The 16819-nt window shown below is 31.2% G+C and carries 13 protein-coding genes and 1 pseudogene; 12 read left to right on the top strand and 2 right to left on the bottom strand.

Annotated features, from left to right (window positions below; genetic code table 11):
* Positions 1–34: 34 nt before the first annotated feature.
* The 10 genes and pseudogenes from RCH19_RS00410 to RCH19_RS00365 all read left to right on the top strand — a co-directional run bounded on the left by RCH19_RS00410 (position 35) and on the right by RCH19_RS00365 (position 12554).
* Positions 35–1467: pseudogene (locus tag RCH19_RS00410) on the top strand (MBOAT family O-acyltransferase).
* A 56-nt stretch (positions 1468–1523) separates the two neighbouring features.
* The gene (locus RCH19_RS00405; RefSeq protein WP_343021572.1) at positions 1524–2399 is read left to right on the top strand and encodes a hypothetical protein; all 876 of its coding nucleotides are present in this window, start codon (positions 1524–1526) and stop codon (positions 2397–2399) included.
* Between the two features lie 65 nt (positions 2400–2464).
* The gene (locus RCH19_RS00400; RefSeq protein WP_343021571.1) at positions 2465–3619 is read left to right on the top strand and encodes a glycosyltransferase family 4 protein; all 1155 of its coding nucleotides are present in this window, start codon (positions 2465–2467) and stop codon (positions 3617–3619) included.
* Positions 3616–5154, top strand: coding sequence for a glycosyltransferase family 2 protein (locus RCH19_RS00395; RefSeq protein ID WP_343021570.1), 1539 nt, complete (start codon positions 3616–3618; stop codon positions 5152–5154). Before RCH19_RS00400 ends, RCH19_RS00395 begins: the two co-directional genes overlap by 4 nt.
* A gap of 3 nt (positions 5155–5157) precedes the next feature.
* Complete coding sequence (locus RCH19_RS00390; protein ID WP_343021569.1) at positions 5158–6156, top strand: glycosyltransferase family A protein; 999 nt, start codon at positions 5158–5160, stop codon at positions 6154–6156.
* A 218-nt stretch (positions 6157–6374) separates the two neighbouring features.
* On the top strand, positions 6375–7472 hold the full coding sequence (locus RCH19_RS00385) for a glycosyltransferase family 4 protein (RefSeq protein WP_343021568.1): 1098 nt from the start codon (positions 6375–6377) through the stop codon (positions 7470–7472).
* Positions 7469–8587, top strand: coding sequence for a glycosyltransferase (locus RCH19_RS00380; protein WP_343021567.1), 1119 nt, complete (start codon positions 7469–7471; stop codon positions 8585–8587). The genes RCH19_RS00385 and RCH19_RS00380 overlap by 4 nt, the downstream gene beginning before the upstream one ends.
* Positions 8584–9657, top strand: a complete 1074-nt coding sequence (locus RCH19_RS00375; RefSeq protein WP_343021566.1) for a glycosyltransferase — start codon at positions 8584–8586, stop codon at positions 9655–9657. Before RCH19_RS00380 ends, RCH19_RS00375 begins: the two co-directional genes overlap by 4 nt.
* Position 9658: 1 nt before the next feature.
* Positions 9659–10996: an O-antigen ligase family protein gene (locus tag RCH19_RS00370; RefSeq protein ID WP_343021565.1), complete on the top strand. Its 1338-nt coding sequence runs from the start codon at positions 9659–9661 to the stop codon at positions 10994–10996.
* A 163-nt stretch (positions 10997–11159) separates the two neighbouring features.
* Positions 11160–12554 (top strand): exopolysaccharide biosynthesis polyprenyl glycosylphosphotransferase, encoded by a 1395-nt coding sequence (locus tag RCH19_RS00365; RefSeq protein WP_343021564.1) that lies wholly within the window; start codon positions 11160–11162, stop codon positions 12552–12554.
* Positions 12555–12579: 25 nt separating this feature from the next.
* Here RCH19_RS00365 and RCH19_RS00360 read toward each other — a convergent pair whose 3' ends face one another.
* Positions 12580–13674 carry a DUF4105 domain-containing protein gene (locus tag RCH19_RS00360; RefSeq protein WP_343021563.1) on the bottom strand — a complete coding sequence of 365 codons (1095 nt, stop codon included), beginning with the start codon at positions 13672–13674 and terminating at the stop codon, positions 12580–12582.
* Between the two features lie 143 nt (positions 13675–13817).
* Positions 13818–14804: a PorV/PorQ family protein gene (locus RCH19_RS00355; RefSeq protein WP_343021699.1), complete on the bottom strand. Its 987-nt coding sequence runs from the start codon at positions 14802–14804 to the stop codon at positions 13818–13820.
* A gap of 421 nt (positions 14805–15225) precedes the next feature.
* Between RCH19_RS00355 and RCH19_RS00350 the strand changes: the two genes are divergently transcribed.
* Both RCH19_RS00350 and RCH19_RS00345 read left to right on the top strand, forming a co-directional pair.
* Positions 15226–15942, top strand: a complete 717-nt coding sequence (locus tag RCH19_RS00350) for a CDP-alcohol phosphatidyltransferase family protein (protein ID WP_343021562.1) — start codon at positions 15226–15228, stop codon at positions 15940–15942.
* A 7-nt stretch (positions 15943–15949) separates the two neighbouring features.
* The gene (locus RCH19_RS00345) at positions 15950–16813 is read left to right on the top strand and encodes a glycoside hydrolase family 25 protein (protein ID WP_343021561.1); all 864 of its coding nucleotides are present in this window, start codon (positions 15950–15952) and stop codon (positions 16811–16813) included.
* Positions 16814–16819: the final 6 nt, after the last annotated feature.

Genomic DNA, 16819 nt, shown 5'->3' with positions numbered 1-16819 from the left:
ATAAATTTGTTCATCAAATTACGCTAATCTATTTATGTTTTTCAATTCCTTTGCTTTTGCTATTTTTCTGCCTATTGTTTTTATCTTGTATTGGTTTGTATTCAATAAAAATAAAAGCACTCAAAATGCGCTATTAATCATAGCGAGTTATTATTTTTATTCTTGTTGGGATTGGCGTTTTTTATTTCTGTTAGTATTCTCTACATTTTTAGATTATTATACAGGGATTCAAATTGAGAAAGCCAAAAAAGAAAGTATTCGAAAATTTTGGTTTTGGTTAAGTATCAGTGTCAATCTTGGTTTTTTAGGTGTTTTAAATATTATAATTTCTTTGCTGATTCCTTTTCGGATTTACTCAACGGATTCGGCATGCGAACGAGCCCTTTGTTACTGCATGTCATTCTTCCAGTTGGGATTTCTTTTTACACTTTTCATGGTTTATCGTATGTAATCGATATTTATTTAAAAAGGATTAAAGCCGAATACAACTTTGTTGATTACTCTTTATTTGTAAGTTACTTTCCATTATTGGTGGCAGGTCCCATAGAAAGAGCTACACATTTATTACCACAAGTAAAAATAAAACGAGAGTTTAATTATCAAAAGGCCAAAGAGGGAATTTTTCAGTTTATTTGGGGATTAGTCAAAAAGGTCGTAATTGCAGATACTTGTGCAACTTATGCCAACCCAATTTTTGATAATTATTCCTCCATGAATTCCCTATCATTACTATTGGGCGCGGTTTATTTTGCCTTCCAGATATATGGTGATTTCTCTTGTTATTCTGATATGGCCTTGGGAATGTCTAAGTTGTTTGGTATCGACTTGCTCAAGAATTTTAATTACCCTTATTTCTCAAGAGATATAGCCGAATTTTGGCGTCGTTGGCATATTTCATTGTCTTCGTGGTTTAAAGATTATTTATACATTCCTTTAGGCGGTAGCAAAGGAAGTAAGCTAATGCAAGTACGAAATGTATTTATCATTTTTGTTGTTAGCGGTTTTTGGCATGGAGCCAATTGGACTTATTTGGCCTGGGGATTTATTAATGCTGTCTACTTTCTACCCCTATTATTGTTGAAGAAAAATAGAAATAATATGGAGAGTGAAGATTTAAGCTGGAATGTTGAATCTATTAAAGTGCGATTAAGTATTATTTTAACTTTTTTACTTACGTGCATTGCTTGGGTTTTTTTTAGAGCCAAAAGCATTACTGATGCGGTATTGTATTTAGAAAGAATTGTTGTAAACGGTGACTTTGCCTCACAAAACCTTTCTAATGAAAGATACAACTATGAGTTGTTGTTAATGATTGGTTTTTTTGTTTTGGTAGAATGGAATAACAGAACCAAAGTTGAACCTATTTCTGGTAACTATTCGTATTTAAAATTGACATTGTGTTTGGCCGCAATTATTGCGCTTGGAACGTATTCGGATCATAAAGAATTTATTTATTTTCAGTTTTAAACAATAGAGATTGACTTAGTATTGTTTTTAACGTGTTTTAATTTTAAAAAAGTAAAATGAAGAAATTTTCGCACCTGGTTATATTTATTTTCGCAATAGTAATAGTATTGTTGTGTGTGCTAGACTTAATCTATACCAAAGTCTATTTAAATTCTTCTACTAGAGGTAAAATAGATTACGTATTCAATTCTACGAAAAAGGATTATGATGTGATTATCTTAGGTTCTTCAAGAGCAAATAATCATTTTGTGTCAAAAATGTTTGAAGATAAAGGATTGAAAACTTTTAATTACGGAATGAGTGGCGGACATTTGTTTGAAGCCGATTTATTATTGCAATTAATGATAGAGCGTAATTATCAAATTAAGAATGTAATTCTTGAAGCCGATTTAAATTTATCTAATGATAAAAGAGCGGACGGAATTTCCTCTAAATTTTTGCCGTATTTGCATGATTCCGAGAGTATAAAAAAACACTTTTCTAAAGAGGAAGATTTTAATTATTTATATTACATTCCATTTTATAGATACATACAGTTTGATCCTGAAATTGGATTTAGAGAAATGTTTTTTCAGAGTATACATAAAAAGACAAGTCATTTACAAAACTTAGGATATCATGCTTTAGAAAGTGGGAAAAAAGGGAATATGAAAAACAACTTAACAAGTTTAAAGCCTTTGATAAATAACAAATATTATGAAAATATAAAGCAAATTTGCAAAGAAAGTAAAATCAACGTCATTGCTGTTTCAACTCCAATGTGTGAAAATACGAAAGGAATTAACTATTTTGAGAAAGTAAAAAAACAGTATCCAGAGATTCATAATTATGAGAATGTAGTAATCGAAGATAAGTATTTCTCTTCCTGCGGACACGTGAACGATAGCGGAGCACGAATTTTTACGGCTCGAATTATAAAAGATTTTTTTTAAATTTTAGGCTTTTAACCCTGTCAGAGTTAAAAACTCTAACAGGGTTAAAGTAATATCAAAACAAAATGAAAATAGCTTTTCTAACACCAGAATACCCACATCCAAAGACCGGAAATTCTGGCGGAATTAGTACCAGTATAAAAAACCTAGCTCAAGGACTTTTGTTAGAAGGATGTCAAGTTCGTATTTTGATATATGGTCAAAAAGAAGATGCTGTTTTTGAAGATGACGGAATAATTATACAACAAATTCGCAATATAAAAGTTAAAGGTTTGTCATGGTTTTTTACTCGAATAAAATTACAGAAAATAATAAATCAACTTTATGAAGACAAAACAATAGATTTGGTTGAAGCTCCAGATTGGACAGGAATTACCTCTTTTATTCAACCAAAAGAATGTCCAATTGTTATAAAATTACACGGATCAGATTCTTATTTTTGTAATTTGGATAAACGTCCTGTGAAATGGAAAAATAAGTTTCATGAAAAAAGAGCGCTACAAAAAGCAGATGCTTTACTTTCTGTAAGTCAGTTTACGGCCGATAAAACTAATGAAATTTTTGTTCTACAGAAACAATTTACTGTTATACCCAATGGTATTGATAGTAATTTATTTGCTGTAAATACTCCTTTAGATTCCAATTCAGAAGCAAGCGAAATTTTATATTTTGGTAGTTTAATTCGCAAGAAAGGACTTTTAGAATTGCCCTTTATTTTTAATGAAATTATACTTTTAAACCCAAAAGCAAAATTAACATTAATAGGTAAAGATGTCCCAGATATTGTTTCTGGTTCGGCTTCAACCTGGGAAATGATGCAAACACTATTTTCACATAAAGCATTGCTTAATGTTCATTATTTAGGAAGTGTTTCCTATCAAGAAATTCAACAGTATATTAATGAATCTACAGTCTGTGTTTTTCCTTCTTTTGCGGAAGCATTACCTGTTTCGTGGATAGAGGCCATGGCAATGCAAAAAGCTGTTGTAGCCTCAAATATTGGTTGGGCAACAGCGGTAATTGACGATGATGTTAACGGTTTTTTAGTAAATCCTAAAAATCATGTAGAATATGCTTCAAAAATTAATACATTACTTTGTAATCCGTCACTACGTCATAAATTTGGAGTTGCTGCTAGAGAAAAAGTGATTGAGAAATTTAGTATTTCGGTTGTTGCAAAACAAAGTTTGGTATTTTATAAACAATTATTAAAAAGATGATTCTAAAAGAATATAAGAGTAATTCAGGTGAAGTTATTTTATATAATGGTAATCCTGATTTACAGAAATTAGAACAGCTTTCAAATGGATCTGGAGATATTTGGCATAGTTCTTTTGAACAGGGTTATAAAAATGCATTTCCTGAATTAGTGTATCAAACAGCAGTTTTTTTTTGGTATATTAATGATTTTGACAATTTGGACGAATGTATAAGCTGGAGAATTAATCCCAATCATTTTGCTGTTCGAAAATCGGTTTGGGAAACACTAAATGGGTTTGATAATGATTATAAGAATCCGCAAATACAGGCATTAGATTTTGGATATAATGCGATTAGAAACTCGGGTGCTGTTTCATTGTATGCAAAAGGTTTATTTGTTAGTAATGAAAAAGAAAAAATAAACATATCGGTGCGAGATCGATATACTTTTTTTATCAAAAATTTTAAGCTTGAGCATTCTTTGTATATGATTTACAGACAAGGTTTCTGGAAATTTACCGAATGGAGTGCTTTTTTTTACGCAAAAAACAGGTTTAATAAAATCTTACTTAAGCCAATAGTAAAGCCTAAAGAATTAAAACCTATTGTTGATAAGCCATCAGTAAGTTATATAATACCAACAATGTTTCGTCAAGATTATACTTTACAATTGTTGAAAGATTTGGCGAATCAAAGTTATCGAGTTACTCAAGTAGTTGTAGTTGATGCTACTCCAGTAATTGATCGGAATGAAAGTCTATATCAAGAAAAAGAATATCCATTTGAGTTAATTGTAAAGTGGCAAGAATCTAAAGGTAGTTGTCGAGCAAGAAATGAAGCTATTGACTTGTGTAATGGTGATTATATTGTTTTTGGAGATGATGATATTCGAATTCCATCTGATTTTATAGAAAATCATATTCGTTTTCTACAAACCAATAATTCAGGAGCATGTAATGGATTGGATATAAGAGCAGATCATCAAAATCAAGATTTACAAGATTTAAAAAATAAATTAAAGATACTAGGCAATAAAAGATGGATTGCTGGTAGTGCGCAAATGTTTAGTAATGCTAATTCCTGCGTAAAAAAAGAATTTGTGTCGCAATTACATGGAAACGATGTTAATTTTGATGGCGGTTATGGAGAGGATAGCGATTTTGGAATGTCATTATCAAAAATAGGTGTTACAGTTTTACATAATCCATTTTCGGTAAATTTACATCTCAAACCACCCGTTGGAGGTTATCGATTTTGGGGGCTTGAAGCTAAAGTTACTGGTAAGAAGAGAAAGGCTCAAGCATGGGAATTAGAAGTTCCTGTAAAAACAATTAAGCCTGTTCCAAGCCCTACGGTACTATATGGAATTGTAAAACATTTTACTCCGCAACAAGTTATTGAATATAAGAAAAAGCATTTTTTTTTATATCTTTTTAAAGGAAAAAAAACTTCTTTTTTATACCGATTAATACGTATTCCATATAAAAATATTCAATTTAAAAAATCGCTGTTTTATGCCAAAAATCTTTTGGCTTTAGGAAAAAGAATAAATTAATTCATGAAATTTTCTCTAATCATATGCACTTATATGCGTCCAAAACCATTGCTTAAATTATTACAATCGGTTAAGGAGCAAACTATTTATCCGAACGAAATTTTAATTATCGATGGCTCTACTGACGATGTAACAAAGGCTATTCTTGAAGAGAATAATTTCAAAAATTTAAAATATTTCCTTGTTGCAGAAGATTTCCGTGGACTAACTAAACAAAGAAACTTTGGTGTTTCGAAGATAGATCAAAAGAGTGAAATGCTTGCTTTTTTAGATGACGACACTGTTTTAACTTTAAATTATTTCGAAGAGCTATTAAAAACATTTAATTCTGATAAAGAAGTTTCTGGAGTGGGAGGAGTGGCATACAATGAAAATGCTTGGTCCTTATTTGACACTGCTAAAAGTTATAATAAATACAAGTATTTCAAGTTTGAAGATTACATATATAAGGAGGGACAACGGAATATTATGCGCAACTACCTGGGGTTAAACTCGAAGCAAGGACCTGGAATTATGCCTACTTACTCTCATGGTAAAACATGTGGTTTCCCACTTAATGGAAATACTTATCAGGTTGATTTGCTTATAGGAATGTCATTTGCATTCCGGAAAATAGTTTTAGATTCTATCAAATTCTCCACTTATTTTGAGGGATATGGCTTGTATGAAGATGCTGACTTCAGTTTAAGAGCTCTAAAGTATGGCAAGAATGTAATAAATACCAAATTACAATTAGCCCATTTCCACCACCCGTCAGGCAGGCCCAATCAGTACCAATATGGGAGAATGGTAGTACGCAACGGTTGGTATGTTTGGAAGGTAAAAAATCCAAAACCTGTTGGTAAAGATCAATTCAAATGGTATTCAATTACGATACTATTAACTTTGATAAGATTTTCGAATATGGTAACCACCTCTAAAAGAAAACAAGCTTTTACAGAAGCACTAGGAAGAACCGTTGGATTGTGGAGTTTACTTTTTGATAAGCCGAGAGAAAAATGAAATTTATTTAAATCAATAAAAATTTTCCTTTTGATTTAATAAATAATAATGACGCATGGTTTACAAAAAATTTGCATTAATGCGATTACTTTTGTCAGTATAGGGATGGCATATCTCATAATTAGTAATAAAAATCACAAACTTTATAAATACAATTAAAGTGCTAAAGTCAAATTTATTTAGGATATAATGTTTCGCCATAGAATAAAAAAATAATAATGAAAACAATACTTATCAGTCACAATTTTAGCGAAATATCATTTTCTTGTATGAGTTATAGTTTGGCGCATCATCTGGCTGATTTAGGACATAAAGTTATTTTTATTTCTCATAAACCGTATTTTTCAAAAAAACTTACAATAAAAAAAACTGAAGGTAGCATCATTATTTACTCTTGGCCGACAGTAAAAAGACCTACTACTTTAAAAGATTTTTTTTGGTTCAGTAAGTTGTATTTTCAATATAAACCAGATATTGTAGTTGGGCATTTTGTAGGTAGCAATATTAGTGTCTCGATGTCAAAATTACTTTCTTTTGGAAGAGTAGACACTTATGCGTATTACCATACTTTATCTAAACAGCTTTTATTGGACGAAAAAAAAACATCATTAAAGCAAAAAGTTAAATTTATTAGAAAAAAAATATTTTACAAATTCTTCTGTGATATAATTGTTTGCCCATCAGAACTAGCTAAAAAAGATTTGAAATTATTTCACAATGTAGATAAAGCAATTGTACTTTTAAATCCAATGATAGATAGATTTGAAAATAAAAAAGATATTGAAAACGATTTTATTATAATAAGTTATTTAGGTAGATTAGATAATTCTAAGGGAGTAGTAAATTTAATCAAAGCTTACTTGTCTTATAAAAAGGAATTTAAACATTCTAAAATTATTTTAAAAATTGCCGGTACAGGCGCACAACAAAATGATATTAAAGAATTGAGTAAAAAAAATAGTTCAATTGCTTATTTTGGAGGACTTTCATATGATAGAATTGATGATTATTTAAACAAAAGTCATTTTACAATAATTCCATCTAAGTTTGATGCTTTTAATGTAGTTGGTGTAGAATCACTGATGAATCAAACCCCATTATTAATATCTAATATGGTTGGTTTAGCAGATTATCTAACTGATGGAAAAGAGTGTTTTAAATTCGATCCTAATATTGATTCAATGGTAAGTTTGTTTAGTAGAGTGGAAAATAGTTTTGATTCTCAGAAACAAATGTCCTTGGATGCGAGACAAACTTTTTTAGAGAAATTCGGCATTAGTACGTACTGCAATAAATTTTCAGAAGTCTTATTATGAAATTCCTAATTGTAACTCACGTTCCACATATTCTAGAAGAACGATCGTATTTTGCGTACGCACCTTATATTGACGAAATGAATATTTGGGCAAAACAAGTCAGTGAAGTGATCATCATTGCGCCATTAAAAACTGCTAACAAAACAGCAGTTGATAGTACTTACAGAGATCCGAAAGTTAAATTCTTAGCGATTGAAATTTTCGATGTATTAAGTTTACGAGCTGTATTTCGAGCTTTAATAAAACTCCCTAGAATTAGTTGCAAAATTTTCAAAGCCATGCAACGAGCGGACCACATTCATCTGCGTTGCCCAGGTAATATTGGATTATTAGGGTGTTTTGTTCAGATAGTATTTCCTAACAAAAAGAAAACAGCAAAATATGCAGGGAATTGGGATCCGAAATCGAAACAACCATGGAGTTACCGTTTGCAAAAATGGATTTTAAGCAATACTTTTTTAACCAGAAATATGCAAGTCTTAGTTTATGGAGAATGGAAAAATCAGTCTAAGAATATCAAACCTTTTTTCACGGCAACTTATCTAGAATCGGAAAAGAAGGATTTTCAAGAAAAATCATTAAGTCAAAACATTCATTTTATTTTTGTAGGGACATTGGTAAAAGGGAAAAATCCAATGTATGCAATTCAACTAGTACATGAGTTGGTTAAAAGTGGTTATTCAGTATATTTGGACGTATACGGTGAAGGAGTTGAAAGAGCGAGTTTAGAAAAATATATTTTGGATTTTAACTTAGCGGAAGCTGTTAATCTAAAAGGAAATCAATCAAAAGATATTCTAAAAAAAGCCTATCAAGAAAGTCATTTTGTTATTTTACCTTCTAAAAGTGAAGGTTGGCCAAAAGCAATAGCTGAAGGGATGTTTTGGGGTTGTGTTCCTATTGCTACTCCCGTTTCCTGCGTTCCTTTTATGGTAGATTTTGGAAATAGAGGAGTGTTGTTGCAAATGAATATAGATCAAGATGTTTCGCAATTAAAAGTTTTATTAAACAATGAATCAGACTTTGTTACAAAAGCTAGAATGGCTGCTGCTTGGTCAAAAAAATATACTGTTGATCTTTTTGAAACTGAAATAAAAAAAATGATTTTGTCATGAGAATAGTTCAGTTAATTGATTCTTTAGAAGCAGGCGGCGCAGAGCGTATGGCAGTTAATTATGCGAATATTTTGTCTGGTGAAATAGAATTTTCTGGATTGGTAGCCACTCGAAAAGAAGGTGCTTTATTACAGCAAGTAAATCCTAATGTTTCGTATTTATTTTTGAATAAAAAAGGTAAGCTTGATTTAAGAGCTCTATTTAGATTGCGTTCTTTTGTTTTGAAAAATAAAGTAACCCATATTCATGCGCATAGTACCTCTTTTTTATTGGCATTTTTATTGAAATTGATTTGTCCCTCTATTACAATTTTCAGACATGATCATTACGGTAATAATGAGTTTTTAGCAACGAGACCTGCATTTGTCTTAAAAATTACTGCTTCTTTTTTTAATGGTACTATTGCTGTAAATCAAAAACTTAAAGTTTGGTCTGAAAAAAAACTAAATGCAGGAAATGTTATTTATTTGCCAAATTTTCCAGTACAAGAAATAGAAGATAGTAATCTTTCCAATTTAAAGGGATTAGATAAAAAGCGAATAGTATGTTTGGCAAATTTAAGAGTGCAAAAGAACCATTTTTTACTTTTAGAAGTCGCTAAAAAATTAAAGAAATCAAATCCAGATTGGAGTTTTCATTTAGTTGGAAAAGATTTTGAAGACGGTTATGCTTTTCAAATCAAGAAATTGATAAAGCAATATGATTTAGAAGATAATGTTTTTGTTTATGGATCCAAACAAAATATAGAAAACATTCTTCAGCAGGCAACAATTGCAATTTTAACTTCTCAATCGGAAGGTTTACCTGTTTCACTGTTGGAATATGGCTTGTATAAAAAAGCTGTAGTGGTAACGCAGGTAGGAGAAATTCCAATGATCGTTGAAAATGGAAAAAATGGATTTAGTGTAGTGTCAAATGAACCCGAACTATTTTTTCAATCGCTACTCGCTTTAGTCGAAAACGAAAACTTAAGAACTACTTTTGGTGAAGCATTATTTAGGACAATTCAGTCGACTTATACTGCTGAAAGTGTTATGAAAAAATATTTAAATTGGTTGCAAAAAAGTTAAAATGAAAAAAGAAGATCAAATTTATTTTTATTTAATTCTTTTTCACGCGATAATAGGAACTTTAGGTTATCTGTTGCCCTTTACCACAAAGATTTACGGGTACTCCATATTTATATTTGGAATCTACTACATTGTAAAAAGTCAAAACAAAAATAATGAAGCTCTGATTGCAGCAGCTTATGTAGTAGGAAGTGAAGTTTTCTTGAGGATGACTGGAGGAAATCCATTATATGAAATTTCCAAGTATGGGGTCATGACATTTATTGTTATTGGAATGTTTTTTAGCGGTTTTTCCAAAGGATCAGTACCTTATTGGTTCTTTTTATTATTATTAGTTCCTAGCATTATTATTTCAACGACTTCACTAAATTTTGATACGAACATAAGAAAAGCAATTGCGTTTAATATTTCTGGTCCAGTTTGTTTAGCATTAACTTCTCTATATACTTGTAGGAGAAGGATTACACTAGACGAAATGAACAAGATTTTACTTAGCATGGGGTTACCAATTATTACTTGTGTAGTATATTTGACGCTCTATACGCCAATGCTTCAAGATGTTATTACTAGCACTGAATCTAATTTTCAAACTTCGGGTGGATTTGGTCCTAATCAAGTGGCCACTATTTTGGGTCTTGGAGCGTTTATCTTTTTTTCTAGATTAATGTTGGAATCTAAAACAAATTTTCAAATTGTAGTCAATCTAATTCTAGCTCTGACTATCACTTATCGAGGAATGTTAACTTTTTCTCGTGGAGGAGTAATCACGGGTTTCGCTATGATTGTTGTATTAGTAGGTTATCTATATTTTAAATCTAATCACGTCGGAAAAATTAAAATGAATTATATTATCCTATTGTTAGCACTTTCTATGTTAGCAACGTGGACGTACACCTCTTTTCAGACTGGAGGATTGATCGATAAAAGATACTCTAACCAAGATGCTGCCGGTAGAGTTAAAAAGAGTCAGTTCACAGGTAGAGAGCAAGTTGCTGAGAATGAAATCAGTATGTTTTTAGAAAATCCTATTTTTGGAGTAGGAGTGGGTAAAGGTAGAGAGGCCAGAGAAGAGGAAATCGGAATAAAAGTCGCTTCACATAATGAATTGACTCGAATGCTAGCAGAACATGGTACTTTAGGTATCATAGGTTTGTCAATTTTGTTCATTATGCCTTTGATATTGTATTTTGAAAATAAATTTACTTTATTTTTGATATGCTTTACGCTGTTTTGGTTTTTAACTATGAATCACGCTGCAATGCGAATGGCAGCGCCCGCTTTTGTTTATGCATTATCTCTGCTAAATGTTCATTTGCGATTTCCGACGAAAACTGAGTAATAAAATGATTTTTATTAGGGATCGAAAGTTCAATAAATAATCTAATTTAATTAATTTTCTTACTAATTTAGTTGTTGGGATTTATTTTATTGATAGACTTCGAAATTGTTACAATTTCTCCAATTAAAAAACCATAAATTGCGCACAAAACATTTATTACTTCATGCCTTCATTTGATAAAATGCATTTTGAAATATCGGAACGAAAGATGGGTCTTCGTCTTTTTGACGTTCTCTTTGTTTTAATAGCTCTTTACATTACTGGTCGAGTATTTGAGTTCGATTATTTTGTTATTTCCACTTCTAATTTTTATTGGACTATCGTTTTGGCAGTTTATATTAATGTGTTTGGAACAATATTCGAAATGTATAATCTGCAGGTTGCTAGTAATCAATTTCAGATTTTAAAAAGTACTATTATTACGGTTTCTACTACGGTTTTAGTTTACTTATTAACGCCTTTTTTTTCACCACAGTTACCTTCCAGTCGATTACAAATTCTTTTGTTTTTTGGAGTGATGTTTTTTACAATATTTATTTGGCGAATGTTTTATGTTAGATTTTTAGCATCCACACGTTTTTATCAAAATGCTATATTAATATGTGATCAAAAAGAATTGCGAAAACTGATTGCTGGTTTAGAAAATATTGATCCACATTATAAAATAGTTGGTTTTGTCAATACAGACGTTAGCAAACAAGATTTTGAAAAATATAATTTTATAAGTAGTATAAAAACAGAAGATTTGTCTAATTATGTAAAAGATAACGGAGTTTCAGAAATCGTCATCGCCTCTCAAAAAACAGTGGGAATTACTGCTGAACTATACCAACAATTATTACACTTACTGCAATCTCGAACAATTATAAGGGAATACAATCAAGTTTATGAAAGCAAAACACAGCGTATTCCGGTACAATATATGTCTAGAGATTTTTATCGCTTTTTCCCTTTTAGCCGCAGTAATCAAAATAAACTATATCTTTTAATTGCTCGAGTTTTTGAAGTTGTGGTTTCTTTAATCGGTTTAGTAATTGGTTTTTTACTACTTCCATTGATTGTTATAGGAAACGCAATTGGAAATAGAGGAAAACTATTTTATTCTCAGCAAAGAGTAGGGCAGGACGGAGTAGTTTTCGAAATTTCGAAATTTCGCACCATGGTGAAAAATGCTGAAAATGAGGGTGCTGTTTTTGCAACTACAAATGATTGCCGAGTGACAGCATTTGGTAAATTCCTTCGAAAAACACGAATTGATGAATTTCCGCAGTTTATAAATATCTTGAAAGGAGACATGGCTGTTATAGGTCCAAGACCAGAACGACCATTTTTTGTTAAAGAATTAGCTGAAATAATGCCGTTTTACGAAACTAGACATATCATCAAGCCAGGTCTTACGGGTTGGGCACAAGTCAATTATTCGTATGGCGAAACGGTTGACGATAGTTTGATAAAATTACAATACGACTTGTATTACATCAAGCACCGAAGTATTTACTTAGATTTAAATATTGCGTTTAAAACGATCACAACTGTGTTGTTTTACAGAGGTCAATAATTAACAGATGATCTTTACATCTATGTTAAATTACACTAGGAATGCGTTTTTTATTCTGAATTGCTATTCTCACTAAAAGTATCCCGCTAGCAATCACTAATGGTAAAACTATAATAAAATGTGCTTTCCCTATTAAGACAAATATATAGACCACCAGGCAGAAAATATTAAAACCTGCGAGCCTATAGATTGCTTTTTTATTTTTAATCCAATAGAAGTATAGAAAAAGTAAAAGAGAAGGATTGAAAAGTAAAATGTTGTAGTTATATCCTAATTCTAAATGATTTGAATAAAATCCAACGAAAGCAAAGAACAAACCAATAACCCCAATCATACTTAGATAAAATAAGCTGATACTTTTCTTTCTCACAAAAATAAAAAACAGAAGGAAGATCAAATAACTGTAAGGATTATTCCACCAAGAGAATGAATGAGTATTGCTGTACTCAAGAACCGTTTTATTTTGCGGAGCTAATGGTACATTTTGAAAGGAGACCTTTTCTAAACTTTTTTGTAATTCAAAGGGCAAGAATATTTGTGTCCCCAACTGATCTACCTTCTTTCCAAAAATAATGCTAGTTCCTAGTTTTTCGTAAAAATGTCCATCGAAATAGGGATAAAGAATCGTTCGATAAGTGATTTCAGTATTTTCTCCTTTTATAATAGCATTCGTTTTTAATGTTTTATTGATAATGTCAACTACCATCGACGTGCAATTTTTATCAATAAATTTATAGGTGTAGTAGCTTTCTCCTGATGATAGAGAAGTTTGTAAATTTTCAAAAAGTTGTTGCTTAAGTTCTAATGGAATATTAAGATCCTGCTCGTACACTGATCTTTTTTCATATTGGTATTGGTTAATAAAATCTTTGTATGAGTTTGTAACTGCAAAGTATTGTAAGTCACCTTTTATAAATTTCATTACAAAATTAGGTGTGTTGAAATCAAAAGCGCCATAATTATAAACGACATCAATTCCATTTATGCTATCTTGAACTCGTAAGGCAGTGTGTCCAAAAAGGGAGTAGGATTCGTTACCCAATCCGCATGTAATTACGCTAACATGAGAATCTTTTGAAAGTTCTATATTTTGCCCAAAACTTGAGCACGAAAATAGCATAACTGCTATTATTAAGATATTTTTTTTGAGTGAAGAGAAATTTAGAGACATAAAATTTATTAATAATCCTAATGGACGTAATTAATGAAAGAGAAATATTTGAGTTAATGGAATCTGCAGATCAGAATTTTAATTAGCCATTTTTAATTTCGAAAAAGACCCAAGTCAACTTTTATCGAGAAAATATTTGAATACAGCGCTGCACTTTGATTTCCTAAATCAGTCAAAGCATAATCGATTTGTATTCCTTTATATTTGAATCCTAAGCCGATATTGGGTTGGAAACCTACTCTTTCTGTATTATCTAATTGTTGGATGTTTTGAAAATTTCCAACTCCAGCACGAACGAAAACTAAGTTTGTATATCCAAATTCGAATCCTAAAGCTGGATCTATACTTACAAAATCTGTTGCAATCAAATCATTTGTTTTAGAAAATCGCATATTCATATTCGCTGCGGCCAAAATACTGTAATCATATCTGATGATAAATTTTTTAGCAATTCCTAATTGTGCTTTCGGTGCAGTAATCTCTGTGCTTTCTGGTAATTCTTGATTTTCTCCCGGAATAGCATTTGCAATTTTTTGATATTCTTTTTCGTCAATATTCCATACATTATAAGTAGTGGTGATATCTCGAAGCATCAATCCAAATTGCCAGTCATTCTTTTCAAATTGGATTCCAGCATCAAAACCAAAACCCCAAGAGTTTGCAAATTTCCCAATAACTCTACGGATTATTTTAGCGTTTACTCCATATTGAAATCCTGGAACAGGTAGCTTACGAGCGTAAGATAAGGTAAAACCATAATCAGCAGTTGAAAAAAGACTAATACGATTGTAATCGATATTACCTTGACTGTCTATTAGCTCTGTGGTGTTCAGAATATCGTCAACGCCAAAACGAATTAATGAAATACCCCACGCGCTGCGTTCATCTATTGGGCTAGCGTACGCTAAATAATCATATTGTGCAATGTTAGCAAAATAGCTTGCATGCATGAAAGAAGCCTGGTGGTCTTCTAAGTGGATTAGCCCTGCGGGATTCCAGTAGCCTGCATTCACATCGTTAGACGAGGCTACTACAGCGTTTGACATACCTAATGCTGCAGCATCGACGCCGATGTTCATAAACTCATTTGAATATTTTCTAACTACTTGGCTGTAAGTCAAAAAACTCCCAAAAAAAGCAGTTACTAAAAAGTACTTCTGAAGTGACGTCATTTTATACAAATGGATGTTCTATTTAATTTTTATCAAAAATATAATATTTATTGAGCATATTTCGCCATTTCGCGAAATATTAGTTTTACAATGATGATTTGTATCAAGGTTTATTTTCAATTTATAAATTAAGTTCTATGATTGCTGCTTATCATTACAAAGGAGATTTAATCGTCGGCTATTACTGGTAAATAATATTGCGCTAATCTTTAAGTCAAAATGTATAGTACAAAACGCACTGCGCATTCAGTTATTATATTAAATTTGTCATCTTTGCTTTTCTATTTAAGCATTCCAAAGACGACATTGAAAATGAAAACAACAAACTATGAATATTAAAAAACATATCCCTAATCTAATTACTTTACTTAATCTTTTTTCGGGTTGTATTGCTTTAGTATTTGCTTTTAATGCAAAATTTGAAATGGCATTTTATTTTGTTTGTCTAGGAATATTTTTAGACTTTTTTGATGGCTTTTTTGCGAGATTATTTAAAGTTTCAAGTCCGTTAGGATTGCAATTAGATTCCTTAGCTGATATGGTCACTAGTGGAGTTGTGCCGGGTTTAGTAATGTTTCAAATGATGGTCAGTAATTCATCAGATTCAGTGGAGAGCTATTTACAATTTTTTCCATACTTAGCTTTTGTAATTACGATGGGCTCTTGTTATCGACTCGCAAATTTTAACATTGATACTCGTCAAACAGATTCTTTTATTGGTTTGCCCACACCAGCAAACGCGCTTTTTATTTTAAGCTTACCTCTTGTTTTACAAAATACAGATTCGTTAGTTGTAATTGAATTATTGACTAATCAATGGTTTTTATTACTAATCACTTTTTTAAGCGCTTATATGCTTAACGCTGAAATCCCTTTATTTTCATTAAAAATCAAGAAGTTTAGTTTTAAGGAAAATGCATTGCAAATCATATTTTTACTTTTGTCTTTCCTGCTATTGATTTTCTTTCAGTATTTAGGAATCCCTCTATTGATTCTTTTATACGTTTTGCTTTCTGTAGTAAACAATAAAGTACTTCAAAAGTAAAAGTATAATGGCTAAAAGAGTTGTCAGAAAAAGAACTGCGGTAGTGCGCAAGCGCCAAAAAAAAGCAACATTTTTTTCAGGTAATTTTTTGCGGTACGCCATATTTACTTTTTTAATTCTCTTAATAACTGGTGTTGGTTTTCATTATCGCAACGGTTTAGCTTATTATCTTGGTTTCAAGTCAGATAAGGCTTTAAAAGCAAAAAGCGAATCTAAAAGAATTTCTGATGTTCGTAACTATCAAGTTTTAGAGAAACATGAAGGAAAGAGTATTGGAATTGACGTTTCAGAATACCAAGGCGAAATAAGTTGGACATACGTGGATACAATAGAAAAAAAATATCCTATTGACTTTGTTTTTATTCGAGCTACAGTTGGAAAAGATCGCCAAGATTATAAATTTGAAAAGAACTGGCTTGGCGCCAAAGCAAATAAAATGATTCGTGGAGCGTATCATTATTATCGTCCGAATGAAAATTCTCTCGAACAAGCAGAACTATTTATTGCGACCGTCGAACTTAAAAAAGGCGATCTACCACCTGTTTTAGATATCGAACAATTACCAAACAAACAATCAATTGCAAATCTCAAAATAGGATTGAAAAGATGGCTAAAAGTGGTTGAAGCGCATTACGGAGTAAAACCAATTATATATACAGGAGAACGCTTTTATAATGACTTTTTAAAAGATGAATTTAGTGACTATCTTTTTTGGATAGCAAACTATAATTTCTACCGTGAAGAAATAGTCTCTGATTGGCTTTTTTGGCAATTTACAGAGAAAGGTTCAATTCCAGGAATCAAAGGAAATGTTGATGTGAATATTTACAATGGTGATTTGCAGCAAATACAATTTATCACTGTAGAATAAAATTCT

The organism is Flavobacterium sp. PL12 (assembly GCF_039123485.1).
Classification (GTDB): domain Bacteria; phylum Bacteroidota; class Bacteroidia; order Flavobacteriales; family Flavobacteriaceae; genus Flavobacterium; species Flavobacterium weaverense.
Note: the sequence above shows the minus strand (reverse complement) of the source record. Positions and strands in the feature narration are given on the sequence as shown.